Below are 26,901 nucleotides of genomic sequence, written 5' to 3'. Positions count from 1 at the left end.
ATGACGAGCATGGAGGCGTGCCTGTGGATCACGCCCAAGATCTTCGACGACCTGCGCGACCCCGCCCCGGGCGTGGCGGCGTTCTTCGACCACCACGCCGTCTGGCTCGCCGACCGGCCGGTCACGATCGTGTTCTGCGCGGGCAACGGCGACCACGTGCTCGACTACGCGGGACGCCGGGCCTGGGGCGACCGCTTCGACTGGGCCCGCTACAACTGCTTCGCCCTCGGCCCGGGCGGGCCCGCCGCCATCACCCGGGCCCACAACCGCGACTGGCTGGCCCGCGTGCGCGACGGCGGCGAGCGCTCGGCCAACCCGTACTCGGCGGGGCCGATGTTCACCCTGTCCGAGCAGCCGATGGACTACGAGAGGCTGGCCGGCTGCTACGCGGCCGTCCGCGCCGAGGCGCGTCGGCGCGGGCTGCGGGTCAGCCTGCTGGAGTACCTGGAGCCCGGGCCCGAGTTCTGCCGCAGCGAGTGGAAGACGGTCCGGCACCCCGAGGTGGCCGCGAGCGCGGCCGACGCCGGCGGGCACCTGGTGCCCGGCGTGATCGACGTGACGGCGCCGCTCGCGGCCGACACCCGCCGGTACGCCGCCTACCCCGGCGGCATCCCGGCCGGACTGCCGGCCGGGGACTTCGTCGCCGCCCAGACGGCCGCGTTCGCGGCCGACTTCGGGCTGGACGGCGTCCTGCTCGGCAACCAGTTCGGCCTGATCGGGTTCTGGCATCCGGACAACGCGCCACCGCTCACCCCGGGCCGGTCGGCCGCGATCGAGCGGTTCTTCCTGCGGCTGCGCGAGGCCATGGGGGAGCGGCTCGTCTACTGGATGGACACCTACTGGCGGGCCGAGGTCGAGCGGTCGGCGTGGGGCATGACCGACACCGCCTACGCGACCCTCGACGCGATCCTGGTCAGCACGTTCGCCGTGCTGGTCGAGCGGACCGAGATCGTGCCCAACCTGCTGAGCAAGGCCGCGCTGGGCGGCCCCCGGCCGCTGCTCGGCCTGGACTTCGTCGACCCGTGGTACTGGTACCGCACCTACCTCGACGACCGGCGCAGCTACCTCTACCAGCGGGAGGTGCTGGCCGCGCACGCCGCGTCGGTGGCCGGGGTCTCCTTCTTCGCCAACGACACCTTCGGCCACTTCGTGCCCGCGGGCGAGCTGGAGGCCACCTTCGAGGTGGTGCGGAAGGCGGAGACCACGTGACGGCCGGGGGTGCGCCGGGCCACACCCCCTCGAAACGGACCGCCGCCTCCTGACGCGCACCTTGGAGACGCGCACCCGGGACAGGCGGTGGCGGGAGGCGACACGGGAGGTCACCCACCGCCCGGTCGTCCCGGGCCCGGCGTGGGTGTGGTGGCGGCCACACCCACGTTCCTACCGGCGTCAGGGGTCGACGTCGATGGTGAAGGTGGCGGTCGTGTTCCTGATGTCCTGCGCGTTGCCGGTGAGGCGCAGGCCGTTGAAGACGGCCGAGCCGACGGCCGGGCCCTGGCCCTGCTCCGGCAGCTCGTTGGCCCAGATGCCGAAGCCCGACTTGGCGTCGTAGGCGTCACCGCTCCTGCGGGCGCCGCTGATGGACACGTTCGTGAAGACCGTGTCCCTGACCGGGTTCAGCGGCTGCCCCTGGGCGTACCCGGTCTGGAACATGATCCCGTGATAGGTCGGGTCCACGATGTCCAGGTTGCTGACGCGGATGCCCTGGAACGTCTTGGAGGCGGAGAACAGCCACATCGCCGGGAAGGTCTGCGCACCCCAGAAGTGGCCGCCGGCCCTGACCAGCGAGATGTTCTCGAAGCGGGTGGGCGGGTCGGCGCCGAAGCCGTGCATCGGGATGCCGAAGTCCAGGGAGCTGATCGTCACGCCGGAGTAGACGAGCGTGTCGGCGACGTAGATGTTGCGGAAGGTGTTGCCCCGCCCGCCGTAGACGGCGACGCCCGCGGCCCGCCAGGTGAGCAGAGAGGTCAGGTTCTCGTAGACGTTGCCCGTCTGCTCGCCCGCGTTGTTGTCGGTGGCGGAGAACAGCGCGAAGCTGTCGTCGCCGGTGGAACGGGCCTCGATGTCGGTGACCAGGTTGCCGGTGCTGCCGTTGGTCATGTTGAGCCCGTCGGCGAACACGTTCCTGATCCGGGAGTTCCTGATCGTCATGTCGTCGGTGTTGGAGCCCCAGTACATGCAGATCTGGTGCTCCACCCAGAGGTCGTCGAGCACCATGCCGGACACGTTCGACAAGTCGAACACCTTGCCCGGCCCGTCGATGCGCGAGGTGTAGTTGCCGAAGTAGGCGAAGCCCGCGAAGGACGACCCGTTGGCCGACGCCTCGGCGCGGAAGCCCACGTCGGTGTTCTCCTGGCCGCGCGGGGCGTGGAACCGGGTGAACCACGGCCCGGCGCCGACGATCTTGACGGCCCTGCCGTACACGTGGAACTTGGCGGAGGTCTGGTAGTCGCCCGCCGGCAGGTAGACGCCGGTGAGCGCGCTGTCCTGGCGGGCCCGGTCGAGGGCGTTCTGCACGTCCTGGTGGGTGAAGCCGGCCGGCACGGCGTACCGGCCGGGATCCGGGTTGGCGTCCGGCGCGACCTGCTCCAGGTCGACGAAGTCGATCGTGTACGTCGAGCCGTTCGCGGCGTCCTTCTGCAGCCTGATCTTGCTGCCGGCCCGGACGGTGGTGCCGAGCAGCAGGTTCGCCTCGTCGTAGACGTGCCGCGGCGGGCCGGAGGACGGCGAGTTGTCCGGGCTCGCCTCCGGGCCGTAGAGCCAGGCGTAACGCGAGGTCAGGGTGACGGGCTTGAGGAAGACACCGTCGACGTAGACGTTGAGCGTCGAGTCGATCCCGCCGCCGCCCGGGGCGTCGGGGATGGAGAACCTGGTCACCAGCGTGTTGGTGTCGGCCCGGGTGGTGAACTCGACGTACGAGCCGGTGCCGCCCAGCGTCACGGCCCGGCGGCCGGAAGCCTCGCCGGCCAGGTCGCCCACGGTCCGGTTGGGGCCGATGCGGGTGGCGCCGCCGCCGATGGCGGCGTCCTCGGCCTCGTAGGTGTCGTACGGCATGTGCGCGCCGCGCCCGGCGCTGAGCCGGTGTGTGCTCGTGTTGTTGGCCCGCTTGACCGGCAGTTCGTTGACGTCGTCGGCGAGCACGACCTTGACCGTGTACGTGCCGTCGGCCGCCGTCCAGGAGCCCAGGGCGACGGGCGCGGCGGTGGCGCCGGCGGCGATCACGCCGGAGACGGCGCCGGTCAGCGTCCTGACCACGGCGCCGGAGGCGTCGGCGACGGTGAGCGTGATGCCGTGCGAGCCGCCGCCGGAGGCCCGCGTGCCCTGGTTCCGCACGGTCACCGCGAAGGCGACGGAATCGCCTCGGGCGGGGTTGCCCGGCGTCCAGGTCACGGCCGAGGCGACCAGGTCGGCGGTGTCCACCGGCTTGACGGTGAGGGTGGTGGTGCGTTCGTTGTTGGTCTCGTCCCGCTCGGTGACCTTGCCGTCCTCGTCGGCCCTGGCGGTCACCTGGTGGGCACCCGCGTCGCGGGCCCCGATCGACGCGGTGGCGGTCGCCGAGGAGCCCGCGGCCAGGCCCGCGAGGGCGGCGGTGGCCGCCTTGGCGCCGCCGACGTAGAAGGTGACCGAGGTCGCGCCGGAGGGCGCGGTGCCGGCGTTGCGCACGGTGGCCGACAGGGTGACGGTGTCGGTCTCGACCGGGGCCGCCGGGTCGGCGGTGAGCTCCGTCACCGTGAGGTCGGGGTTGGCCGAGGGGGTGCCGAAGACCTGGAACTCGGCGATCTGCCCGCCGGGCGCCCCCGAGTTCGCGGTGATCCTGAGCTGGACGTCGGCCGCCCTGGCCGTCACCGGGATCGTGACCGTGTTGCCGGAGGCGGGGTCGAAGGTGTAGGTGGCCGCCGCCACCAGGTTGGCCGGCGCGGTGGCGCTCTGCTCGCGGCCGAGCACCTGGATCGTCTGGGTGCGCCGGGCCCAGGCGGCGTCGGGGTTCAGCATGAGGGTGATCCCGGTCAGGTCGGCGTTGGCGCCCAGCTTCACGGTCAGCGTGTTCGGGTAGGCGCCGCCCTCCCAGTAGGTGCCCACGTCGCCGTCGTTGGCGTGGGCCGCCACGTAGGTGTGGGTGTGCGAAGACGCGGCGATCGGCTTGCCGGTCGCCAGGTTGGTCCCCTCGCCGCCTCCGCCGCTCTCGCCGTACACCTCGAACTCGGAGAGCTGGCCGGCGGGCCACCGGCTGTTCGCGGTGATCAGCAGCCGGACGTAGCGGGCGCTCGCGGGGGAGAGGGCGAGCGTGGCTGACGGGGCGAAGGTGTGCGTCGCCGCCGGGACGAGGGTGGTGAAGGCCGTCCCGTCGGCGCTGCCCTGCACGCTCAGCGTCTGCGTGCGGCTCTGCCATCCGGTCGGCAGCTTCAGCACCAGCCGGTTCACGGTGGCCCGGGCGCCGAGATCGACCTGCACCCACTGCGGGAAGGCGTTGTTCGCCGACTCCCAGTAGGTGGCCTGGTCGCCGTCGGTGACGTTGGCGGCGCGGTAGACGTCGGTGAAGCTGCCGGCGGTCGCGGTCTTGCCGGCGGCGAGGTCGGTGGTGGTGTCGGCGGTGGCGGCGTCGGAGGCTGCGTCAGTGGTGGCGTTCGCGGGGGCGGACGGGGAGACGAGGAGGAGGGCGAGGGCGGCTAGGACAGCTCTCATGGAGGGTCGGCCCTTCGGGGGAGACGATGGCCGAACCATAAGATGCCGAACGTGAGTCAGCAATATTCCGATGATATTTCGCAAGAAATCGACTGACCGGTGCCAGCCAGGGCTGACCGTCACGGCTGGTCAGGACGCCGGCGAAGGTAGAACGCGCTTCTGGGCGGGACGTAAGGGATGATGTCGAGTCCACGTAAGTGGTTGCAAGCGTTTGCGTCGTCGGTCGTATAGTTTTGCGCATGACGCGACGACTGGCAGAGGTGGCCAAGAAGGTCGGGGTGAGCGAGGCGACCGTGAGTCGCGTGCTCAACGGCAAGCCCGGCGTGTCCGACGCGACCCGCGAGGCGGTGCTCACCGCGCTCGACGTGCTCGGCTACGAACGCCCCACCCAGCTTCGCGGCGACCGTGCCCGCCTGGTGGGCCTGGTGCTGCCGGAGCTGCAGAACCCGATCTTCCCGGCCTTCGCCGAGGTGGTCGGCGGGGCGCTGGCCCAGCAGGGCTTCACCTCCGTGCTGTGCACGAGGACCGTCGGCGGGGTCTCCGAGGCCGACTACGTCGACCTGCTGCTCCAGCAGCAGGTCAGCGGCGTGGTCTTCGCCGGCGGCCTGTACGCCCAGGCCGATGCCGCGCACGGCCACTACGAGCTCCTGCACGAGCGCAAGCTGCCCACGGTCCTGGTCAACGCGGCCGTCGAGCGGCTCGACTTCCCGCAGGTGTCCTGCGACGACGCGGTGGCCGCCGAGATCGCCCTGGCCCACCTGCGGGCGCTCGGCCACGAGCGCGTCGGCCTGCTCCTCGGCCCCAAGGACCACATCCCCTCGCGCCGCAAGCTGGAGACGTTCCAGGCGTGCGGCGGCGACCCGGCGCTGGTCGAGCACACGATGTTCTCGCTGGAAGGCGGGCATGCGGCGGCCACCCGGCTGATCAGACGCGGCGCCACCGGGGTGATCTGCGCCAGCGACCTGCTCGCGCTCGGCACGGTCCGGGCCGTCCGCCGCGCCGGGATGACCGTGCCCGCCGACGTCTCGGTCATCGGCTTCGACGACTCCGCGCTGATGAACTGCACCGACCCGCCCCTCACCACGGTCCGCCAGCCCATCGACGCCATGGGCCGGGCCGCGGTCGATCTGCTGGTCGCCCAGATCGACAAGGCCCTGGTGCCCGCCGACGAGCTGCTGTACGAGCCGGAGCTGGTCGTCCGGTCCTCGACCGCCCGCGCTCGGACGTGATGGAGTCGTTATCTTGCAATAGTTCGTCGTGATATTGCAGAGATCGGTTGGCGATCCTATGGTGTGGGCACCTCGCACCAGAAGGGTCAGACCCATGCAGAGATCCACAGGGCTCTTACTCGCCACCGTGCTCACCACCGGCCTCGGCCTGTCCGCCACCGCCTGCGGGGCCAGCGAGCCCGCCACGCCCGCTCCCGGCGGCGCCGCGCCGGTGACCATCACGGTGGCCTGCCGGCCCGCCAGGTCCGCGCCCAAGGAGCGCAGGGCCTGGGACGACGACGTCGCCGCGTTCATGCGGGCGCACCCCGGCGTCACGGTCAAGAGCACCGACCAGCAGCCGTGCTTCGACCCCAAGACGTTCGGGCCGAAGCTGGCGGGCGGCCAGATGGAGACCGCGTTCGTGGTGCCGGTGACCACCTACGACGACGTGATCGGCAAGGGCCAGGCGCTGGACATCACCCAGCACGTCGGCCTGATCAAGAACTGGAACGACCTGCGCCCCGACGTCCGCGAACTCGTCACCAAGGACGGCAGGGTGTACGGCGTCCCCAACGTCCACTACGGCGTGGGCCTGGTCTACAACCGCAAGCTGTTCACCCAGGCCGGCCTGAACCCCGACACGCCGCCCACCACGTGGGCCGAGATCCGCGAGGCCGCCAAGAGGATCGCCGCGCTCGGGCCCGGCCACGTCGGCTACGGCGAGTACTCCGGCGGCAACACCGGCGGCTGGCACTTCACCCAGGCCCTCTACGGCCGCGGCGGCAGCGTCGTCACCGACGACGGCAAGAAGGCCGCGTTCAACTCGCCCGAGGGCCGCGCCGTGCTGCAGACCCTGCACGACATGCGCTGGACGGACGACAGCATGGGCAGCCGGCTCCTGGTCGGCTGGGAGTCGCTGATGATGGCGATGGGCGGCGGCAAGGTCGGCATGATGCTCGGCGCACCCGACGTGGTCACCGACGTGGTCAACAAGTTCAAGGGCAACGTCGCCGACTACGGCATCACCGGCTTCCCGGAGGCCAGGGCGTCGCTCAGCGGCGGCGAGGCGTTCATGATCAACCCCAAGGCGACGCCCGAGCAGGCCAAGGCCGCCCTGCAGTGGCTCGACTTCCGCTACAACACCGTCGGCAAGGGACGCTTCGACTTCGCCCGCGGCAAGACCCTCGGCAACCCCGTCGGAGTGCCGGACAACGACGTCTACGGCGACTCGCCCACCGGCAAGGCGATCCAGGCCGGACGGGAGGAGAACGCCACGCTGCCGGTGCAGAACTACGCGCCGTACGTGCGGGCGGCCGCCGCCGTGCCGCCCAAGGCCGAGCCGCCGCACGCCCAGGAGCTGTACGCGATCCTCGACGTGGTCATGTCCGGGGTGCTGAGCCGCCGCGACGCCGACCCCGGCAAGCTGCTCGCCGACGCGGAGGCCAAGGCCGACGCGTTACTGGCCGCCAAGGGCTGACCCGCGTGGGTGTCCTGAAACGCAACCTCACGGCCTACGGGTTCCTGTGCGCCGCGCTGGCCTGCTTCGCGGTGTTCGCCTGGTACCCCATGGTCAGGGAGTTCGTGCTGAGCTTCCAGCACACCAACCTGATCGACCCGCCCACCTGGGCGGGCCTGGACAACTTCACGGCCGTCGTCCGGGACCCGGCGTTCGGCACGGCGTGGCTGAACACCGTGCAGTTCACGGTGCTCGCGCTGATCTGCGGCTACGCCGTGCCGTTCGTCACCGCGCTGGTGCTCAACGAGCTCCGTCACGCCCGGGGCTACCTGCGGTTCGTCGTCTACCTGCCGGTCATGCTGCCGCCCATCGTGGCGGTGCTGCTCTTCCGGTGGTTCTACGATCCCGGCCCCGGGCTGTTCAACCAGATCCTGGACTTCTTCCACCTGCCCGCGCTGGCCTGGCTGGACTCCTCCTCCACCGCGCTCGTCTCGCTGGTGATCGTCTCGACGTGGATGAACATGGGCAGCGCCACGCTCATCTACCTGGCCGCGCTGCAGAACATCCCGCCCGAGCTGTACGAGGCGGCCGAGCTGGACGGGGCCGGCATCCTCGCCCGGATCAGGCACGTCACGATCCCGCAGACCCGGCTCATCCTGCTGCTCATGCTGATGCTGCAGATCGTGGCGACCATGCAGGTGTTCATCGAGCCGTACATGCTCACCGGCGGCGGCCCGGAGAACTCCACCGTCACCGTCGCCTACCTGATGTACCAGTTCGCCTTCACCTACGGCGACGGCTACGGCCAGGCCGGCGCGCTCGGCCTGATGCTGATGCTGGCGCTGCTCCTGTTCGCCGCCTTCCAACTCCGGCTCACCCGCGAGGACAAGGCATGATCTCCATCGGCGCCCGGACGGCAGCCCGTCGAGCCCGCGGCCGGGGCCGTCCACGGCCCGTCGAGGTGCGCTTGCGCACCGTCGTCTCGCCGCACCAGCTCAACAGCCGGTGGGGCAGGCGCCTGTACTGGGCCGTCCTGCTCGCCGTGCTGGCCGGCTCCACCCTGGCCTTCGTCTTCCCCATGTACTGGATGGTCACCGGCGCGATGAAGTCCGGCGAGGAACTCGCCCGGATGCCGCCCACCCTGGTGCCTGCCGCTCCCACGCTCGACGCGTTCACCGAGGCGTGGGAGCTGTTCGACATCGGCCTGCTGCTGCGCAACACGGCCTACTACGCGCTGGGCGGCTGGCTGTTCTCCATGGCGGTGGACGTGGCGGCGGCGTACGCGCTGTCGAAGCTGCGGCCGGCGTTCGGCAACGTGATCCTCGGCGCCATGCTGGCGACGCTGATGGTGCCGCCGATGGTCGTGCTGATCCCGCTCTACGTCACGGTCGCCGACCTCGGGCTGCTGAACAACCCGTGGGGCCTGTGGCTGCCCGCGGCGGCCAACGGGTTCAACATCTTCCTGCTCAAGCGCTTCTTCGACTCCATACCCAAGGAACTGATCGAGGCGGCGCGGATCGACGGCGCCGGGCCGTTGCGGGTGCTGTGGTCGGTGGTGCTGCCGGTCTCGCGGCCCATCCTCGGCGTGGTGTCCATCTTCACGATCGTCGCCTCGTTCAAGGACTTCGTCTGGCCGCTGCTGATCATGACCGACAGCGAGAAGATGACGATCAGCGTGGGCCTGTCGCAGACCGCCGGAGCGGTGTCCCAGAACGCGATCATGGCGGGCCTGGTCATCGCCGGCGTCCCGACGGTCATCGTGTTCTTCTTCTTCCAACGGAACATCATGGCGGGACTCACCGCCGGAAGCATCAAAGGGTGAGCATGTCGCAAACGTGGTGGCGGGGGGCCGCGATCTACCAGGTCTACCTGCGCAGCTTCGCCGACGGCAACGGTGACGGCTGCGGCGACCTGGCCGGGCTGCGCTCCCGCCTGGGATACCTCAAGGACCTCGGGATCGACGCCGTCTGGCTGAACCCCTGGTACCCGTCGCCGATGGCCGACGGCGGCTACGACGTGGCCGACTACCGGGGCATCGAGCCGGTGTTCGGCACCCTGGCCGAGGCGGAGGCGTTCATCGCCGAGGCGCACGAGCACGGGATCAAGGTGATCATCGACGTCGTGCCGAACCACAGTTCCACCGCCAGCGCCTGGTTCCAGGAGGCGCTGACGGACCGCGGGGCGAGGGAACGGTTCTGGTTCCGGGACGAGCCGAACGACTGGTCGTCGATCTTCGGCGGACCGGCGTGGACGCAGGTGCCCGACGGGCAGTGGTATCTCCACCTGTTCGCCCCCGAGCAGCCCGACCTCAACTGGGCCAACCCGGAGGTGCACCGGGAGTTCGAGGACGTGCTGCGCTTCTGGTTCGACCGGGGCGTCGACGGGTTCCGCATCGACTCGGCCGCGCTGCTGTTCAAGTCCGACGACGCCTGGGAGGACCTCGACGGGGTGCACGACGTCTACCGGCGCTGGCGGGAGATCGCCGACGAGTACGGCGAACGGGTGCTGATCGGCGAGGTGTGGCTGCCCGACCAGGAGCGCTTCGCCCGCTACCTGCGGCCCGACGAGCTGCACACCGCCTTCAACTTCGACTTCCTGTCCTGCCCCTGGCAGCCGGCCGAGCTGCGCCGGGTGATCGACCTGACGCTGGCCACGCACCTGCCCATCGGCGCGCCGCCGACGTGGGTGCTGTCCAACCACGACGTGACCCGCCCGGTGACCAGGTACGGCCGGGCCGACACCGGCTTCCAGCACGGCGGCCGCCTGCACGGCAGCCCGTCCGACCCGGAGCTCGGCCGCCGCCGGGCCCGGGCGGCGGCGCTGCTGGCGATGGCGCTGCCCGGCGGCGTCTACGTCTACCAGGGCGAGGAGCTCGGCCTGCCCGAGGTGGAGGACCTGCCCGACGAGGCCAGGCAGGACCCCATGTTCGCCAGGTCGGGCGGAGCCAACCCCGGCCGCGACGGCTGCCGCGTGCCGCTGCCCTGGACGGGAGAGGAGCCGCCGTTCGGCTTCGGCGGGCCGGACCCGTCCGCGCGCCCCTGGCTGCCGCAGCCAGAGAGCTGGCGCAAGCTCACGGCCCAGGCACAGCTCGCCGACCTGGACTCGATGCTGAACCTCTACCGCGCGGCGCTGCGGCTGCGCCGCGACCTGCTCGGCGACGGCACGCTGACCTGGCTGCCGCTGGGCGAGGACGTGCTGGCGTTCCGCCGCGAGTCGGGCCTGGTCTGCCTGGCCAACCTGGGGCCCGCCCCGGTGCCGCTCCCGCCGGGCGACCTCCTGCTGGCCAGCGGGCCCCTCGACGGGGGAGCGCTGCCCGGCGACACCACGGCCTGGCTCGCCCCACCCCCCTGACGCCGCCGGTCACCGCGCGGATCGCCCGGGTGGTGGAGATCGTGCGCCGCACGAGGCTGGCGCGCGTCCCGAGACCCGCGGGTCTCGGGACGCGCGCGCCTCGTCCAGGTCGTCAGCCGGGCCAGGTGACGCGGGTGACGGCCGGGGTCGAGCGGCCGTACTCGGCGCCGACGGCCTCGACCTCGATCGTCGTGGTGGTCTCGGCGCCCACCCGGTCGAGGCTCGGCACGAAGTAGGCGTCGTTCGGCGTCGCGCCCAGATGGGTGCGGCTGCCGTCGGGGTTACGGCGGTAGACGTCGTAGTGGTGCACCCGCCGGGCGCCGGTCCAGGACAGCCGGAGCGACTTGCGCGACGGGGAGACGTCGGTGACGCCGAGCACCGTCAGCCGGGACGGCGCGGCGACGGGGTCCACCCGGCGTCGTGGACGGCGAGCTGGCCCACCCGGATGTCGTAGGCGTCGGCCGTCCCGGTGACCCGCAGGCCGAGCTGCGCGATCGTCCGTCCCGCGTGCGCGGACAGGTCGAGCGTCCGGCGCTCCCAGCCGGTGCCCCCGGTCGCGCCGAGATCGAAGGTGGTGAACGTGTGCGGGGCGTCGGCGAACGCCACCGCCGCCTGCAGCCGCGTCGGCCCGGCCTGTGGCGTCTTGAGCACGACCGACAACCTGGTGCCGGCGGAGACCGGCAGCCGGGCCTGGTAGAGCCGCACCGTGTTGACGGCGTCGAGCCGGCCCGTGAGCCGCAGCGACGAGCCGCCCTCGTAGGCGTCGCCGTAGTCGATGGACGGGGTCAGCCTGCTGCCGGCCGACTCGACGACCCACCGGTAGGTGGGCGGCACGTCCTGCATCGACAGGTTGTTCCAGCCGCCGTCGCGCACGCGCACCCCGCGGACGTTGTAGAAGTCGCCGTGCCCGGTGTTGAATCCGGTCACGAACGGCTTCGCGGTGATGGGGGTCGACTCGGCGACATAGTGGGCCAGGCCCTTCCACGGCGATGACGTCGTGGTGTCGGACGGGTCGGCGTTGGCGCCCACCCAGAAGCGCGAGTCGCGGGCGCGGAAGTCGGCCGGGCCGCTCGACGACTTCCACGTCCACTCCGGACGGTAGATGCCGAGCGAGGTGACGTGCGGCTGCCCGGACGGGAACACCGCCTCCCACGGGACGCCCGTGGCGTAGCCGTTCGCCTCGGTGTCGATGCCCGCGAACAGCTCGTGCTCGTCGCGGCCGAGGGAGCGGGCCAGGTCTCGCGAGGCGTGCTGGCCGGCGGCGGTCCAGCCGAAGTCGAGGAACATCGAGTCCGACACCCGGTGCGGGTCGTTCAGGAAGGCGTCGTTGGCCGGGGTCAGGCCGTCCTGCCAGGTGACCGAGCCGCTCTCGGTCATCGCGTCGTACCACATGAACTCGACCGGGCCCCTGCCCCGGGCGTAGGTGATCAGCTCGCGCAGCTCGGTGGCCAGGGCGGCGTCCCCGCCCGCGGTCTCCTGGTTGATGAACCAGCCGTCGAAGCCGTAGTGCCGGGCGACCTCGACGAGCTTGTCGGCCACCGGGTAGGCGCCGCCCGACTTCCTGACGAAGTCACGCACCCACTCGATCTTCCCGCCGTACGCGGTGGGCGGGAAGAAGACGGTGCCGTAGACCCTGACGCCGTTGCGGTGCGCGGCGTCGATCACCGTCGCGTTGGGCGCCAGGATCAGGCCCTCGCCGGCCGAGCCGCCCCAGAACACCAGCGTGTCGACGTACTGCCAGTAGGTGAAGGCGTAGTAGTCGGCGCTCGGGGAGCCCTGCGACGGGTTGCCCGAGGTGGGGGCGAAGGACACCAGGGAGGCGACGCGGCCCTCTCCCGCGCGGGCGTGCGGGTTCGCCTTCAGGGCGGGCAGGGAGGCGCGGGGCCGCAGCGGCACGCGGGAGCGGTTGAACCGGGCGTCGGGGTCGGTGGCGGGGTCCCAGCCGAGGATGGTGTCGGGGTACCAGAAGGAGGCGTACGGCTGGCCGCCGTCGCCGCCCGCCCGCACGGTGGAGGCCGCGACCGGCTCGGGAGCCCGCGTGGCCGTGGCGGGCGGGGCGGTGGCGGCCGCGGCCGGCGTGGGCGTGGCCTGCACGGCTGTGGAGAGCACGGGTGTGGAGAGCACGGCCACGGTGGTCAGTGCTGCGCAGAGCAGCGGTAACAGTCTTCGTCGCATCCGGAATCGCTTCCTCTCGCTCCTCGGCCGGCCTGGATCGGCTTCGGCCGGCCTCGATCGGGCCTCGGGTGGCGTCGGGGTGACCTGTGTCGGTCCTGGGAGGGGCCGGGTGACCTGGGTCGGTCGTCGGGGTGCGTCGGGTGGTCTGGGTCGGGTGGTTCGGGTCAGGTCTCGGTGAGGACGGCGTCGATGCCGCGGGCGGCCAGGTAGCCGGAGTCGGCGGCGCGGCTTCGGGTGACGATGGCCAGCGGACCCGCCTGCCGCAGCCGGACCCACTCGGTGTGGAAGGCGCCGCCCGGGGCGACCTCGGCCCGGCGTTCCGGCTCCGCCCTGAGGTCCACCTCGCACAGCAGCGCCGGTCGGCGCGCCGCGGGCGGCCGGCTGCGGCGGTGCGCCTCGGCCGCGGACGCCAGCGCCCGGGCGGCGGGCTTGGCGCGGTGGTCGACGGTGAACAGGCCCAGGTCGTACTCGCGGGCCGGGAAGTCGGCCAGCGACCGGTCGACGTCGTGGGAGCACCACCACGTCACGCCCCACAGGGCCGGGTTGGCGGTGACCGCGTCGAGGGTGCGCCGGGTGAACTCGGCCGCGTCGGCCTGCGGGACGTCCGGCCGGGGCGCCCCCACCTCCTGCAGCCACACCGGCCGGGCCGGGTCCGGCGAGGTGGCTGCGGCCAGCTCGACGAGGTAGTCGGCGTGCGTGACGGTGGCGGGGCCGAGCGGCCCGTCGACGGCCGACACGCCGTTGAAGACCCACGAGTGGACCGTGGTCAGGTCGCCCAGGTCCACGTTGTCGGCGGGACGGAACGGGTGGCCGGGGTCGTACCAGCTCGCGTCGTACAAGGAGTGCAGGCACAGCAGGTGCGGAGCCGCCGCCCGCACCACGTCGATCAGCTCGGCCGCCCAGCGGGTGGACGCCTCGGGGGTGGTCGGGTTGGCCGGGTAGAGGTTGTTCACCTCGTTGCCGAGGGTCACGGCGAAGACGTTGTCGCGCTCGCCGACGGCGCGGGCGACCCGGTCGGCGTAGGCGGCGATGCCGTCGCGGACCTCCGGGTCGGTGAACAGGCTGCGCTCGTGCCAGGTGAGCACCCATGACGGCAGGAAGTCGAAGCTCGACAGGTGCCCCTGGAGCAGGTCCACCGCCACGGACAGGCCGGACTCGGCGGCGATGTCGATCACCTGGAGCAGGTCGTCGATGCCCCGCTGCCTGATCAGGGCGCGGTTGGGCTGGATCCACGGCCAGATCGGGAACACCCGGACGTGATCCAGCCCGAGCCCGGCGAGGTCGTCCAGGTCGCGGCGGACGGAGTCGGGCGAGAAGTCGAGCCAGCCGTGGAACCAGCCTGCCGGAGGCACGTAGTTGGCGCCGAAACGGATGGGGTGGGACAGGGGCACGCGTCCTCCGAGAGAAGAGTCGAACTCCCGCGAACCCTAAACCGGTTTAGTCGGCTTGCCAAGTCCCGGGAGGCGCCGTGCTCTCCCTGACCACCAGGCGCGGCGTGGCCGTCCTGACGTCCTGCCTGCGTCCGGGGTCGTCGATCACCTCGAGCATCACCTCGGCCAGCCGGCGGCCGTAGGCGAAGGTGTCACGCGACAGCGCGGTGATGGCCGGGTGGGCGATCCTGGTCAGCACCGAGTCGTCGAAGGCCACGATGGACAGCTCGTCCGGCACCCGGACGCCCATCTCGCCCGCCACGCCCAGCCCGGCGAGCGCCATCACGTCGCTGTCGTAGACGATCGCGGTGGGCCGCCGGCCGCGCGACAGCAGGGTCCTGGTCGCCGCCGCGCCCTCGGCGTCGCTGAAGTCGGTGGTCAGCGTCACCGTGTCGGCCAGGCCGAGGCGGCGGCTGGAGTCGCGCAGCGCCCGCATCCGCCGCTGGGTGTGCCGGAACCCGGGCAGGCCGGCGACGTGCGCGATCCGCCGGTGACCGAGCGCGGCGAGGTAGTCGACGACCGACAGCATCGCCTCCCGGTCGTCGGCCCAGACGCTGGACAGCGAGCCGTGCCGGCCGGGGCCGCCCAGCACCACGGCGGGCACGCCGAGCTCCTCCAGCACGTCGATCCGCGGATCGCGGACCTTGAGGTCGACGAGGATGAAGCCGTCGACGCGGTGCGCCGAGGCCCAGTCGCGGTAGACCTGCGTCTCGGCCTCGACGTCCTCGACGATCATCAGATGCATCGCGACCGCCTGCTGGGACAGCCCCGCCTGCAGCCCCGACAGCAACTGGGCGAAGAACGGCTCCACCCCGAGCGTGCTGGCCGGCCTGGCGATCACCAGGCCGACCGCGTCGGCCCGCGCCCCGCCGAGGGCCCTGGCCGCGCTGTGCGGACGCCAGTTCATCTCCTTGGCGACCTGCAGGATCCTCGCCCGCGTCGCCTCGGCCACCCCGGGACGCCCGTTGAGCGCGAACGACACCGCGCCCTTGGACACGCCGACCCGCTCGGCGATGTCCGCGATCGTCGGTCGACCCACCAGCGGCTCCTTCACGAATCGAAATCAGCTATTGACAGCAGAGTCTAGCCAGTGAATAGTCCGGCAACTATAGCGGTTTAGCGTCATCTCCGAGGAGAGTTCCATGCGAAGGTACTGGTCGGGTCTGGGCCTGGCCGCCGTGGTGGCGGTCGCGGGTTGCGGGCTGGGGGAGACGGGTCAGCAGGCCGCGGCGCCTGACGCGACCGTCACGGGCGAGGTGAAGGGCAAGGTCACCCTGCAGACGTGGGCGCTCAAGCCGAAGTTCACGGCCTACGTCCAGGGCGTCATCGACGGCTTCGAGCGGAAACACCCGGGCGTCACGGTCGAGTGGCTGGACCAGCCCGGCGAGGGCTACTCCGACAAGGTGCTGAGCCAGGCCGCGGGCGGTTCCCTGCCCGACGTGACCAACCTGCCGCCCGAGTTCGCGCTCCCGCTGGTGAAGCAGGGCCTGCTGCTCGACGTGTCCAAGGCCGACCCCGGCGTGACCGACGAGTACGTCTCCGGCGGCGTCGCCGCCTACACCTACGCCGGCTTCCAGGGCGTCTACGGCTACCCGTGGTACCTCAACACCGACGTCAACTACTGGAACTCCGAGCTGATGACCCGCTACGGCCTCGACCCGAAGAAGCCGCCGGCCGACTTCGACGAACTGGTCGCCCAGGCCAGGACCCTCAAGGACAAGTCGGGCGGCAAGGTCTACCTCATGAGCCGCAAGCCCGAGCTGGGCGACCTGGTCCAGGCCGGGGTGAAGCTGATGTCCGACGACGGGACGAGGTTCACCTTCAACACGCCGGAGGCCGCCGCGCTGCTCGACGAGTACCGCGCCGCGTTCAAGGAGGGCCTGCTGCCGCGCGACGTGCTGACCGACACCTACGCGGGCAACGCCAAGCTGTTCAACGAGGGCACAGTGGCGTGGACCACCGGCGGCGGCAACCACATCACCAGCCTGGCCGTGGACAACCCGTCGCTGGCGCCCAAGGTGGTGCCGTCGCCGGCCATGGGCACCCCGCCGCTGTACGTGCAGGGCCTGTCGGTCTCCAGCCGGACGAAGAACGCCCCGGCGGCCCTGGCCCTGGCCCGCTGGGTGACCAGTCCCGAGAACCAGGCCGCCTTCGCCCACCTGGTGGCCGTCTTCCCGAGCACCAAGGCGTCGGCGGACGACCCGTTCTTCAGCAAGAGCGACGGCACCAACGCCGGCGAGGCGAAGGTGATGGCGTTCCGGTCGCTGGCCCAGGCGCGGATGCTGGAGCCGGTCGTGCTGACCGAGGCGATGAAGAAGCTCATCAGGCAGCAGTTCGCGCTCGCGATCAGCGGAGAGGTCTCCGCCAAGGAGGCGCTCGACACCGCCGTGGCCAAGTGCGACGAACTGCTGCAGAACTGACATGACCCATCGCCGCTGGTTCACCCCCTGGCTGCTGGTGGCGCCCGCGGTCTGCTGGCTGCTGGTGTTCAACATCTGGCCGTCGATCAACACGGTGGTGCTGGCGTTCACCAACGCCAAGCCGCTGGGCGGCGGCCACTTCACCGGCCTGGCCAACTTCGCCCGGGCGCTCGACGACGACCAGCTCACCGACGCGCTGGTCAACAGCATCGTCTACATGCTGGTCTGCCTGCCGCTGCTCACCATGCTGCCGCTGTTGCTGGCCATCCTGGTGGAGAAGAGGCTGCCCGGCATCACGTTCTTCCGCACCGCGTTCTACACGCCCGTGGTCGCCTCCGCCGTCGTGGTCGCCCTCATCTGGGGCTGGGTGCTGGACGACCGCGGGCTGGTCAACGGCTTCGCCCAGTGGCTGGGCGTCGTCACGGAGCCGGTGCCGTTCCTCACCGACCGCTGGCTGCTGCTGTTCAGCGCGATCAGCCTGACGATCTGGAAGGGGCTCGGCTACTACATGATCATCTATCTGTCGGCCCTGGGGAACGTCCGCCGGGAGCTGCACGAGGCGGCCGCGGTGGACGGCGCCGGGCCGGTGCGCAGGTTCTGGAGCGTCACCGTGCCCGGCGTGCGCAACACGATGCTGCTCGTCTCGGTGCTGGTGTCGGTGTCGGCGCTGCGGGTCTTCTCCGAGCTGTACGTGCTGTCCAACGGCACCGGCGGACCGGGCGGGCGCGACATGTCGGTGGTGATGCTGATCCAGCTCTACACCCGAGGCTTCTCCGGCCACCTCGGCTACGCCTCCGCGCTCAGCCTGGTGCTGTTCGTCATCACGATCGGCCCCATGCTGCTGCTCCTGCGGCTCGACCGGAAGGGGTCCTGACATGACGGCACGCTCCCGGCGCGCGCGCCCCGGCGGCCTCGGCGCGGCCGGCCCCGGGGAGAAGGCGCTGCGCTACGCGCTGCTCCTGCTCGTGCTCGCGCTGACCGTCTCGCCGTTCCTGTGGCAGCTGTCCACCTCGCTGAAGAGCGTCACCGAGGACATCTACTCCAGCACGCCGAGCTTCCTGCCCGAGCAGCCCACCCTCGACAACTACGCCCAGGTGGCCGACACCATCCCGGTCTGGTCGTACGCCGCCAACTCGCTGGTGGTGGCCGCCATCGTCATCACCGGCAACGTCATCGGCGCGACCCTGGCCGGGTACGCCCTGGCCAGGCTGCGCTTCCGCGGCGCGAAGCTGCTGCTCGGCCTCTTCCTGGCCACGCTCGTGCTGCCGGGCGAGGTGACGATCGTCTCGCAGTACGTCACCGTCCGCAGCCTCGGCCTGGCCGACACGCTGCTCGGCGTGGCGCTGCCCGGCGCCATCGCCATGCTGAACGTCCTGCTGATGCGCACCGCGTTCGCGGCCATCCCGAAGGAGATGGACGAGGCCGCCGTCATCGACGGCGCGACCGCGTGGCAGCGGCTGCGCCACATCGGTCTGCCGAACGTCCGCGGCATGCTCAGCGTGATCACGATCTTCTCGTTCATCGGCGCCTGGGACGACTTCCTGTGGCCGCTGATCGTCCTGACCGACCCCGACACGTACACGCTCACGGTCGGGCTGCAGTATCTCAACGGAACGTTCAGCGCCAACCCGCGGCTCATCGCGGCGGGCACGATGATCTCGTTCGTGCCTATCGTGATCGTGTTCGCGGCACTCCAGCGGTACTTCTTCCGAGGCGTCGAGGAAGGCGCTATCAAAGGTTGACCATCCAGGCATTCAGGAGCATAGATGCATGACGACCGCACGCTGGTGGAAGCCCGGCTCAAGCGGGTCCTCGACGAGCGCATCCGACCGGCGGTCCACCCCGAGTCCGTGCCCCTCGACGTCGCCGTCTGGCACGCCCCGGGCGAGCCGGTGCCCGTCGCGGACGGCCTGGCGGCCACGCCCGAGCCGATCGCGGTCGGCGACCGCTGGGGCGCGCCCTGGGGGACGAGCTGGTTCACCGTCACCGGCGTGGTGCCGGCCGCGTGGGCGGGCCGCACCGTGGAGGCCGTCCTCGACCTCGGCTTCGACAAGAACATGCCCGGCTTCCAGTGCGAGGGGCTCGTCTACCGCTCCGACGGCACCCCGGTGAAGGGCCTGAACCCGCTCAACGACTGGGTCCGCGTCGGCTCGCCCGTCGAGGGCGGCGAGGAGGTGCGGCTGCACATCGAGGCCGCCTCCAACCCCGTCATCCTCGACTACCACCCGTTCCTGCCGACGAAGCTCGGCGACAAGGAGACCGCCGGCACCGAGCCGCAGTACACGCTGGCCCGGATGGACCTGGCCGTCTTCGACGAGACCGTGTGGCAGCTCGTCATGGACCTGGAGGTGCTCGGTGAGCTGATGGCGGAGCTGCCGGTCGACGCGGCCCGCCGCTGGGAGATCACGCGGGCCGTGGAGCGGGCGCTCGACGCCGTCGACCTGCAGGACGTGAACGGCACCGCGGCCGCCGCCCGCGAGCGCCTGGCAGGCGTGCTGGCCGCGCCCGCCGCGCCGTCTGCGCACCGGATCAGCGCCGTCGGCCACGCGCACATCGACTCGGCCTGGCTCTGGCCGCTGCGCGAGACCGTGCGCAAGGTCGCCCGCACCGCCTCCAACATGACGGCGCTGCTGGACAGCGAGCCCGCGTTCGTCTTCGCCATGTCGCAGGCCCAGCAGTGGGCCTGGATCAAGGAGCACCGGCCCGAGGTCTGGGCCAAGGTCACCAAGGCCGTGGCGGCCGGCCGGTTCGTCCCGACGGGCGGCATGTGGGTGGAGTCCGACACCAACATGCCCGGCTCGGAGGCGATGGCCCGCCAGTTCGTGCACGGCAAGCGGTTCTTCCTCGACGAGTTCGGCATCGAGAACGACGAGGTGTGGCTGCCCGACACGTTCGGCTTCGCCGCCGGCCTGCCGCAGATCATCAGGGCCGCCGGCTCGAAGTGGCTGCTCACCCAGAAGATCTCGTGGAGCCGGACCAACACCTTCCCCCACCACACCTTCCTGTGGGAGGGCATCGACGGCACCCGGATCTTCACCCACTTCCCGCCCGTGGACACCTACAACTGCTCGATGAAGGGCAGCGAGATCGCCCACGCGGCCCGCAACTTCCGCGACAAGGGCGTGGCGCGGCACTCGCTGGCCCCGACCGGCTGGGGCGACGGCGGCGGCGGCACCACCCGCGAGATGGTCGCCAAGGCGGCCCGGATGCGCGACCTCGAAGGCTCGGCCACCGTCACCTGGGAGACGCCCGCCGAGTTCTTCGCCAAGGCCGAGGCCGAGCACGCCGCCCCCGCCGTCTGGGCGGGCGAGCTCTACCTCGAACTCCACCGCGCCACCCTCACCAGCCAGGCCAGGACCAAGCAGGGCAACCGGCGCAGCGAGTCGCTGCTGCGCGAGGCCGAGCTGTGGTGCGCGACCGCCGCCGTGCGGGCCGGGCACCCCTACCCGTACGAGCAGCTCGACCGGATCTGGAAGACCGTGCTGCTCCACCAGTTCCACGACATCCTGCCCGGATCGTCCATCGCCTGGGTGCACCGCGAGGCCGAGAGGACGTACGCGGCCGTGGCCGAGGAGCTGGACGCCCTCGTCGGCGCGGCGCAGCGCGCCCTCGCCGGCGATTCCGGGCGCGGCGCGCCGCTGCTGTTCAACTCCGCGCCGCACACCCGTGACGGCGTCGCCGCGGGCGGCGCCGCCGCGCCCGCCACGACGGGCGAGACCACGGTCCTCCCGAGGGAGGGCGGCGGGCACATCCTGGACAACGGACTGCTGCGCGTGGAGGTCGACGGGCGCGGCCTGGTCGTCTCCGTGTACGACCAGGCGGCCGGGCGGGAGGCCGTCGCCCCCGGCCAGGCGGCCAACCTGCTGCAGCTCCACCCCGACTTCCCGAACATGTGGGACGCCTGGGACGTGGACGAGTTCTACCGCAACACCGTCACCGACCTGGTGGAGGCCGACGAGGTGGCCGCCGGCGACGCGCCCGGCTCGGTCCGGGTCACCCGCTCCTTCGGCCGCTCCCGGGTGAGGCAGCTCCTCAGCCTCGCTCCGGGCGCCAAGCGGCTCGACATCGACACCGAGGTCGACTGGCACGAGACCGAGAAGTTCCTCAAGCTCGCCTTCCCGCTGGACGTCCGCGCCGACAGGTACGCCTCCGAGACCCAGTACGGCCACACCTACCGCCCCACCCACACGAACACGAGCTGGGAGGCCGCCAAGTTCGAGGCGTGCAACCACCGCTTCGTCCACCTGGAGGAGCCGGGCTGGGGCGTCGCCCTGGTCAACGACTCCACCTACGGCCACGACGTGACCCGCGCCGTCCGCGCCGGCGACTCGGGCACGACCACCACGCTGCGCGCCTCCCTGCTGCGCGCGCCCCGCTTCCCCGACCCCGAGACGGACCAGGGCGTGCACCGGTTCCGGCACGCGCTCGTGCCCGGCGCGACGATCGGCGACGCGGTGCGCGAGGGCTACGTCGTCAACCTGCCCGCGCGGTACGTGACCGGCGAGGCGGAGGTCGCCCCGCTGGTCACGGTGGACGACGACGCGGTGGTCGTCACGGCCGTCAAGCTCGCCGACGACGGGAGCGGCGACGTGGTCGTCCGCTTCCACGAGTCCCACGGCGGCCGGGCCCGGGCGACCCTGACCGCGGGCTTCCCGCTCGCCGCCGTCACGGCGACGGACCTGCTGGAACGGCCTCTCGCGGGCACGCCGTACGAGCACGAGGGCGGCGCGGTGCCGCTCAGCCTGCGCCCGTTCGAGCTGGTCACCCTGCGGCTGCGCCGGTCACCGGACGCGCGTCCCTGACCGGGGACCGCCCGTCGCGTGAGGAGGCCGGACCCACGCGACGGGCGGGGTCCTGCAAGAAGCTGTGACGGCTTGCAAGGACGGGCCCTCCGGAGCCCGCCGGGCAGGCAGCCGGGCCCGCGCTCTCCCGGGCCTGACAGGCGATGCCGGGCCGTCCCGCCCTTGCAAGCGGTGCAAGGGCCCGGCGTCCGATCAGCGCCCGGGGAACGGTAGGTTTGGCGACATGACAATGCGCCTCGCCGACGTCGCCGCCCAAGCGGGCGTGAGTGAGGCGACGGTGAGCCGCGTGCTCAACGACAGGCCGGGAGTGGCGGCCGACACCCGGCAGGCCGTGCTCACCGCGCTCGACGTGCTCGGCTTCGAGCGCCCGCGCAAGCTGCGGCAGAACCACACGGGCCTGATCGGGCTGATCCTGCCCGAGCTGAGCAACCCCATATTCCCCGCGTTCGCCCAGGTCATCGAGAGCGCCCTGGTGCTGTCGGGCTACACCGCGGTGCTGTGCACGCAGACGCCCGGCGGCGTGACCGAGGACGACTACACCGCCCTGCTGCTCGAACGCGGCGTCTCCGGCATCATCTTCGTCAACGGGCTGCACGCCGACTCGCGCGCCGACCGGGGCCGCTACGTCCGGCTGATCGAGCTGGGCCTGCCGATGGCGCTCGTCAACGGGTTCCGCTCCGACTTCGAGGCGCCGTTCATCTCCAACGACGACACGGCGGCGCTGGAGATGGCCGTCGGCCACCTCGTGTCACTGGGGCACCGGCGCATCGGCCTGGCGGTCGGGCAGGAGCGTTTCGTGCCGACCATCCGCAAGACGGCCGGGTTCGAGCGGGCGATGGCCGAGCACGCGGGCGTCACCGACGTGTCCGACCTGGTCGTCAACACGCTCTACACGGTCGAGGGCGGCCAGTCGGCCGCGCAGCGGCTGCTCGAGCGCGGCTGCACGGCGATCTGCTGCGGCAGCGACATCATGGCCATCGGCGCCATCAGGGGAGCACGCAACCTCGGCCTGCGGGTGCCGGAGGACGTGTCGGTCGTCGGGTTCGACGACACGCCGATGACGGCCTACCTCGATCCGCCGCTGACCACCCTCAGACAGCCGGTGCGGGAGATGGCGCTGGCCGCCGTGTCGAGCCTGCTGGACGAGATCCGCGGCCTGCCCGCTCCCCGCGGGGAGCTGCTGCACCGGCCGGAGCTGGTCGTGCGCCGCTCCACCGCCCCGGTGCGCGGCCCGCAGCCCGCGTCGGCGACGTAGCCGCCCGGTGCCCGCCGGCGCCGCGACACCCTGCCGGCTTCCACCGTCGCCGTGGTCACGCCCGCCGGGGCGGGGTGCTGGCCCGGACGACGACCTCCGTCTCGATCCGCACCTCCCGCGCGCCGCCGTCCGACAGCGCGAGGCGCACCGCCTGCCGGCCGGCGTCGCGGAGGGGGACGGCGACCGACGTCAGCCCGGGGAAGACGTCCACCGCCGAGCCGATGTCGTCGAAGCCCGCGACCGCCACGCCGGCGCCGGGGGTGATCCCGGCGTCGCGCAGCGCCGTCATGGCGCCGATGGCCATCACGTCGTTGACCGCGAAGACGATCTCCACGTCGCCGAGCCCGCGCTCCGCCAGGGCGCGGGCCGCGTCGTAGCCGCCCTCCCGGGTGAACTCCGTCTCCACCACCAGTGGCTCGGCCGGGCCGGCCGAGCCGAGCCCGGCCAGGAAGCCGGCGACCCGCTCGCGGGAGGTGCGGATCGCGTCCGGGGCGCGCAGGATCGCGAACCGCCGGTAGCCGAGGCCGAGCAGGGCGCCGGCGAGCCGCCGGGAGCCGCCGTGGTTGTCGATGGTGACGGTGCCGAACGGCAGGTCGCGCTGGCTGATCAGGACGACCCGGCCGCCCGCGGTGCGGTACTGCTCCAGCTCGTCGGCCAGCGCCTCACGCGTCGCCGGCCCGCCTTTGTCGCCGTCCGGGCCTTCGTCGACGCGGCTGCCCGCCACGATGATGACGCGCGGGCGCTGCCCCCGCAGCGTCCTGACGATCTCCAGCTCGCGCTCCGGCGAGCGGTCGGCGACCGCCATGGTGACGATGAGGCGCGCCGCCTCGGCCGCCTCGGTGACGCCCGCGGCGATGGAGGAGAAGTAGGGGTCGGCCACGTCCCGCACCACCAGCGCCACCGTCGGTGTCGAGCCCTTCGCGATGGCCTGCGCCGACAGGTGCGGCTCGTAGCCGAGCCTGGCCGCCGCCGCCCGCACCCGGGAGACGTTCTCCGACCGGACGTTTCGCGTGCTGCCGTTGAGCGCGCGCGACGCCGTGGCGACGGAGACTCCGGCCTCCCGGGCGACGTCGTGCAGGGTGGGCGGCGAGGAGGGTGCTCGGGACCCGTCGTCCATGCAGGTCATTGTGTCATCAGGACTCCCGCGTCGGCGTGCCTCCCCGGGGCACGCCGGCGGCTGGATCTCAGGCTCGATCTCAGGCTGGATCTCAGGCTGGATCTCAGGTGGGGACGACCGGATCGGCCACGTCGTGGGCGAGCAGGTGGCCGCACATGCCCCACCGGCTCAGCGGCGGGCTCTCCCTGAGTGCCGCCCGCCGCAGGTGCGCACCGTCACCGCGCTCCAGGGCGTCGAGCACCCCGGCCGTCTCGCGGGCCTGCCCGGCCACGGCGCGCTCCCAGATGCCGCGCCAGCGCGCGACGTTCGGGCGGACCAGCGCCACGGCGCTGTCGTAGAAGGCCAGCAGCGGGCCGAGGTCGCCCTCGGCGGCGCTGCCGGACAGCCGCAGGAAGCCTTCGACGGCCAGGTCGCGGCGCCGCCGGACGGCCGCCTCCACCGCCTCCGGCTCCCCGTCGGGCAGAGTGGCGGCCTCGCGGTAGCGGTCCGGGTCGGCGACGACCTCCGGCGGGAACGTCATGACGGCGTCGCCTGCCTCGGGCAGCCCGGCGTTCTGCATGACGACGACCACCTCCAGGCCGCCGTGGTTGACGGCCCGGTGGACGGTGCCGGGGGTGAACCACACGGTCGACCCCTTGGCCAGCCCGGTCTCGCACAGGCCGCCGACGTCGAGCGTCTGCAGGCTGCCCCGCCCGCCGACGACCACGTACGCCTCGGTCGAGGCGGTGTGCAGGTGCGGGGTGCCGCCCTCCAGGCCGTCGGCGCACGGGTGGCCGGAGTAGACCGACAGCCGGCTGACCGACGTGCCGCCGGGGAACGTCATGCCGGGACCCCGTCGGCGAGCGCCGCCCGGCCCTGCGCGGCCAGCAGCGCCGTGCCGTCGTCGCCCCGGTCGCCGTCGCCCACCACGACCGCGTACCGGAAGCGCAGCGTCTCACCGCGGGGCAGCTCGACCTCCTCGCTGAAGAACGGCGCCGGGCACAGGCAGGCGAAGTCCTCGCTGCGGGCGAACCACTGCGGCGGATGCTGCGGGTTGGCCGCGTCGTCCACCATGACGATCGTGGACCAGTCGCCCGTCTCGTCGTGCCGCCCGCGGAAGCCGAACCACTCCGCGCGGGTGCCGCGCAGCTCGTCGCCCCCGGCGCCCGACGGCGACTGGATGACGCCTCCGGTGAACGACCTCGGGCCGCGCCAGAACAGGCCGCCGTATCCGGCGTTCTCGCGGCCCTTCGTCGTCGGGGAGCCGAAGGACAGCGCGGTGCCCGAGACGTTCGTCATGGCCGTGTCGAAGACCAGCGCCCAGGTGTCGTCGTCGACCGTGACGGCCGCCAGCGACCGCCGCTCCTCGATGACCGGGTCGCCCGCCTGGGACGACCAGTCGAGCGTGTGCCCCAGCTCGACCCGGTCGCCGGTCGTCTCCAGCCTGGTCATCTCGCGGTGCACGGCGCTGCCGTTGTTGTCGAGCTGCACGTAGAAGCTGCCGTGCACGTACGTGGGGCCGCCCCAGAAGTTGTGCTCGCCGACGTGCGGCAGCGACCAGGCGATCCCCTTGTGCCAGACGTGGTCGTGCGGCCTGAACAGCGACACCGGCGCGCCGCCGCGGGTGCGGATCGGGTGCAGGTACGGCTTGGGCGACTCCAGGACGGGCGTGTCGGGCCGGTAGGTGTAGACGAACAGCTCGACGCCTTCCGAGCCGACGGTGACCGACCGGCCGAGCTCGTGGTTGACGTGGAAGGTCACGCGTTCCTCACCTTTTCCCATGGGGTGCCCGTGCCGTCCATCCGGCGGGCGAAATCTGCCGAGACCTCTCCGGCCCGTACGCGCTCGCCGGTGAACGCCGAGGCGTACAGGGCGGCGATGAACTCCATCGTCCGCCGGGCGTCCCCGGCGGTCACCGGCGGCGCCTGGCCCCCGTCGAGGGCGTCGAGCACCGCCGCGAACCAGCCGTCGTGGCCGCTGGGCACGTCGCTGTGATCCTTGCTCCACAGGCCGGCGACCGCGTCGTGGCCCGGAGCGGGGGTCACCGTCCAGTCGTCGTCCGTGTAGCCGTACAGGTGCTCCACCTCCACCGTGGCACGCTCGTAGTCGAAGCGGAGCTCGGAGGTCTGGCGCGGCGACACGACCGAGTTGACCACCGTCGCGACGGCGCCGCTCTCGAACGTCACCAGGGCCATCGACACGTCCTCGGTGTCGACGGAGCGGGCCCGGCGGGCCGCGACCGCGGTCACCTCGCGCCACGGGCCGAGCACGGCGAGCAGCAGGTCGAACTGGTGGATGCCATGGCCCATCGTCGGCCCGCCACCCTCGCTCTCCCACGTGCCACGCCACGGCACCCCGTAGTACGCCTCGTCGCGATACCACTGCGTGGCGCACGTCGCCAGCAGCGGGCGGCCCAGCTCGCCGGCGTCGGCGAGCCGGCGCAGCCGCAGCGCGCCCGCGCCGAAGCGGTGCTGCAGGACGGTCGCGACGTGCGCCGTCGAGTGGCGTTCCGCCTCGAGCAGGGCGTCGAACTCGGCGAGCGACAGCGTGGGCGGCTTCTCCACCAGCGCCGTCACCCCCGCCTCCAGGCAGACGATCGCCAGCGGGGCGTGCGACTGCGGCGGGGTGCACAGGTGGACCAGGTCCACCTCACCCTCCCGCAGCACCTCGGCCAGCTCGGTGTGCACCCGTGGCACCTGCCACGTCTCGGCGAACGCCGTGGCCCGGTCGGGGTCCACGTCGATCGCCGCGACGAGCCGTGCCCGGCCGCCAGAGGCGGCCACGGCCCGCGCGTGGGCCGTGGCGATCGCACCGGTGCCGACGATCGCGGCCCGGTAGCTCGGTTGGGACATCTCCATCCTTCGTGTTCTCGTCGTCAGGTCTGCTCGGGGCGTCAGGCCCGCGTCGGTCAGGCCCGCGTCGGTCAGGCGTCGATCTCGGCCCGCAGTTCCTTGCTGAACGACCGCGCCGCCCGGTCCGGCGTCATCCGGTCGAACAGCACCTGCTCGGTGTGCCGCGTGATGAT

The 26,901-nt window shown here is 72.1% G+C and carries 20 protein-coding genes; 11 read left to right on the top strand and 9 right to left on the bottom strand.

The window, feature by feature from the left end; translation table 11 throughout:
* Window positions 1-1,209, top strand: coding sequence for a hypothetical protein (locus tag FHU36_RS22345; RefSeq protein WP_185085864.1), 1,209 nt, complete (start codon window positions 1-3; stop codon window positions 1,207-1,209).
* A gap of 180 nt (window positions 1,210-1,389) precedes the next feature.
* Here FHU36_RS22345 and FHU36_RS22340 read toward each other — a convergent pair whose 3' ends face one another.
* Entirely contained in the window at window positions 1,390-4,683 is a 3,294-nt protein-coding gene (locus FHU36_RS22340) for a galactose-binding domain-containing protein (protein ID WP_221496523.1), read from the bottom strand.
* A gap of 239 nt (window positions 4,684-4,922) precedes the next feature.
* On the opposite strand from FHU36_RS22340, the gene FHU36_RS22335 reads away from it, so the two are divergent.
* The 5 genes from FHU36_RS22335 (at window position 4,923) to FHU36_RS22315 (ending at window position 10,698) form a co-directional block, all read left to right on the top strand.
* Window positions 4,923-5,912, top strand: a complete 990-nt coding sequence (locus tag FHU36_RS22335) for a LacI family DNA-binding transcriptional regulator (RefSeq protein WP_185085862.1) — start codon at window positions 4,923-4,925, stop codon at window positions 5,910-5,912.
* Window positions 5,913-6,006: 94 nt separating this feature from the next.
* Window positions 6,007-7,368: an ABC transporter substrate-binding protein gene (locus FHU36_RS22330; RefSeq protein WP_185085861.1), complete on the top strand. Its 1,362-nt coding sequence runs from the start codon at window positions 6,007-6,009 to the stop codon at window positions 7,366-7,368.
* 5 nt (window positions 7,369-7,373) lie between these two features.
* The gene (locus FHU36_RS22325; protein WP_185085860.1) at window positions 7,374-8,243 is read left to right on the top strand and encodes a carbohydrate ABC transporter permease; all 870 of its coding nucleotides are present in this window, start codon (window positions 7,374-7,376) and stop codon (window positions 8,241-8,243) included.
* Window positions 8,240-9,169, top strand: a complete 930-nt coding sequence (locus FHU36_RS22320) for a carbohydrate ABC transporter permease (RefSeq protein ID WP_185085859.1) — start codon at window positions 8,240-8,242, stop codon at window positions 9,167-9,169. Before FHU36_RS22325 ends, FHU36_RS22320 begins: the two co-directional genes overlap by 4 nt.
* A gap of 2 nt (window positions 9,170-9,171) precedes the next feature.
* The gene (locus tag FHU36_RS22315) at window positions 9,172-10,698 is read left to right on the top strand and encodes a glycoside hydrolase family 13 protein (RefSeq protein WP_185087522.1); all 1,527 of its coding nucleotides are present in this window, start codon (window positions 9,172-9,174) and stop codon (window positions 10,696-10,698) included.
* 112 nt (window positions 10,699-10,810) lie between these two features.
* Here FHU36_RS22315 and FHU36_RS43675 read toward each other — a convergent pair whose 3' ends face one another.
* From FHU36_RS43675 to FHU36_RS22300, 4 genes are all read right to left on the bottom strand, one after another.
* Window positions 10,811-11,110: a GH85 family endohexosaminidase C-terminal domain-containing protein gene (locus FHU36_RS43675; RefSeq protein WP_221496521.1), complete on the bottom strand. Its 300-nt coding sequence runs from the start codon at window positions 11,108-11,110 to the stop codon at window positions 10,811-10,813.
* The gene (locus tag FHU36_RS22310) at window positions 11,080-12,873 is read right to left on the bottom strand and encodes an endo-beta-N-acetylglucosaminidase (protein WP_221496520.1); all 1,794 of its coding nucleotides are present in this window, start codon (window positions 12,871-12,873) and stop codon (window positions 11,080-11,082) included. Before FHU36_RS22310 ends, FHU36_RS43675 begins: the two co-directional genes overlap by 31 nt.
* A gap of 164 nt (window positions 12,874-13,037) precedes the next feature.
* Window positions 13,038-14,264 carry a glycoside hydrolase 5 family protein gene (locus FHU36_RS22305; protein WP_185085858.1) on the bottom strand — a complete coding sequence of 409 codons (1,227 nt, stop codon included), beginning with the start codon at window positions 14,262-14,264 and terminating at the stop codon, window positions 13,038-13,040.
* 46 nt (window positions 14,265-14,310) lie between these two features.
* Window positions 14,311-15,342 (bottom strand): LacI family DNA-binding transcriptional regulator, encoded by a 1,032-nt coding sequence (locus FHU36_RS22300; RefSeq protein WP_185085857.1) that lies wholly within the window; start codon window positions 15,340-15,342, stop codon window positions 14,311-14,313.
* 103 nt (window positions 15,343-15,445) lie between these two features.
* Here FHU36_RS22300 and FHU36_RS22295 point away from each other — a divergent pair, with 103 nt between their 5' ends.
* The 5 genes from FHU36_RS22295 (at window position 15,446) to FHU36_RS22275 (ending at window position 22,780) form a co-directional block, all read left to right on the top strand.
* The gene (locus FHU36_RS22295) at window positions 15,446-16,723 is read left to right on the top strand and encodes an ABC transporter substrate-binding protein (protein ID WP_185085856.1); all 1,278 of its coding nucleotides are present in this window, start codon (window positions 15,446-15,448) and stop codon (window positions 16,721-16,723) included.
* A gap of 1 nt (window position 16,724) precedes the next feature.
* On the top strand, window positions 16,725-17,597 hold the full coding sequence (locus FHU36_RS22290) for a carbohydrate ABC transporter permease (RefSeq protein ID WP_185085855.1): 873 nt from the start codon (window positions 16,725-16,727) through the stop codon (window positions 17,595-17,597).
* A gap of 1 nt (window position 17,598) precedes the next feature.
* On the top strand, window positions 17,599-18,465 hold the full coding sequence (locus FHU36_RS22285; RefSeq protein ID WP_185085854.1) for a carbohydrate ABC transporter permease: 867 nt from the start codon (window positions 17,599-17,601) through the stop codon (window positions 18,463-18,465).
* 24 nt (window positions 18,466-18,489) lie between these two features.
* Entirely contained in the window at window positions 18,490-21,525 is a 3,036-nt protein-coding gene (locus tag FHU36_RS22280; protein WP_185085853.1) for an alpha-mannosidase, read from the top strand.
* Between the two features lie 223 nt (window positions 21,526-21,748).
* Window positions 21,749-22,780, top strand: coding sequence for a LacI family DNA-binding transcriptional regulator (locus tag FHU36_RS22275; RefSeq protein ID WP_185085852.1), 1,032 nt, complete (start codon window positions 21,749-21,751; stop codon window positions 22,778-22,780).
* Window positions 22,781-22,835: 55 nt separating this feature from the next.
* Here the strand turns inward: FHU36_RS22275 and FHU36_RS22270 are convergent, their stop codons facing one another.
* The 4 genes from FHU36_RS22270 to FHU36_RS22255 form a co-directional block, all read right to left on the bottom strand.
* On the bottom strand, window positions 22,836-23,897 hold the full coding sequence (locus FHU36_RS22270) for a LacI family DNA-binding transcriptional regulator (RefSeq protein WP_185085851.1): 1,062 nt from the start codon (window positions 23,895-23,897) through the stop codon (window positions 22,836-22,838).
* Between the two features lie 103 nt (window positions 23,898-24,000).
* Window positions 24,001-24,720 (bottom strand): cupin domain-containing protein, encoded by a 720-nt coding sequence (locus FHU36_RS22265; protein ID WP_185085850.1) that lies wholly within the window; start codon window positions 24,718-24,720, stop codon window positions 24,001-24,003.
* Window positions 24,717-25,637 carry a DUF6807 domain-containing protein gene (locus FHU36_RS22260; protein ID WP_312891738.1) on the bottom strand — a complete coding sequence of 307 codons (921 nt, stop codon included), beginning with the start codon at window positions 25,635-25,637 and terminating at the stop codon, window positions 24,717-24,719. The genes FHU36_RS22265 and FHU36_RS22260 overlap by 4 nt, the downstream gene beginning before the upstream one ends.
* Window positions 25,634-26,728: a Gfo/Idh/MocA family protein gene (locus FHU36_RS22255; RefSeq protein WP_185085848.1), complete on the bottom strand. Its 1,095-nt coding sequence runs from the start codon at window positions 26,726-26,728 to the stop codon at window positions 25,634-25,636. The genes FHU36_RS22260 and FHU36_RS22255 overlap by 4 nt, the downstream gene beginning before the upstream one ends.
* Between the last annotated feature and the right edge of the window lie 173 nt (window positions 26,729-26,901).

Source organism: Nonomuraea muscovyensis (assembly GCF_014207745.1).
GTDB lineage: Bacteria > Actinomycetota > Actinomycetes > Streptosporangiales > Streptosporangiaceae > Nonomuraea > Nonomuraea muscovyensis.
The sequence above is the reverse complement of the archived record's forward strand: the minus strand, read 5'-3'. Positions and strand labels throughout refer to the sequence as shown.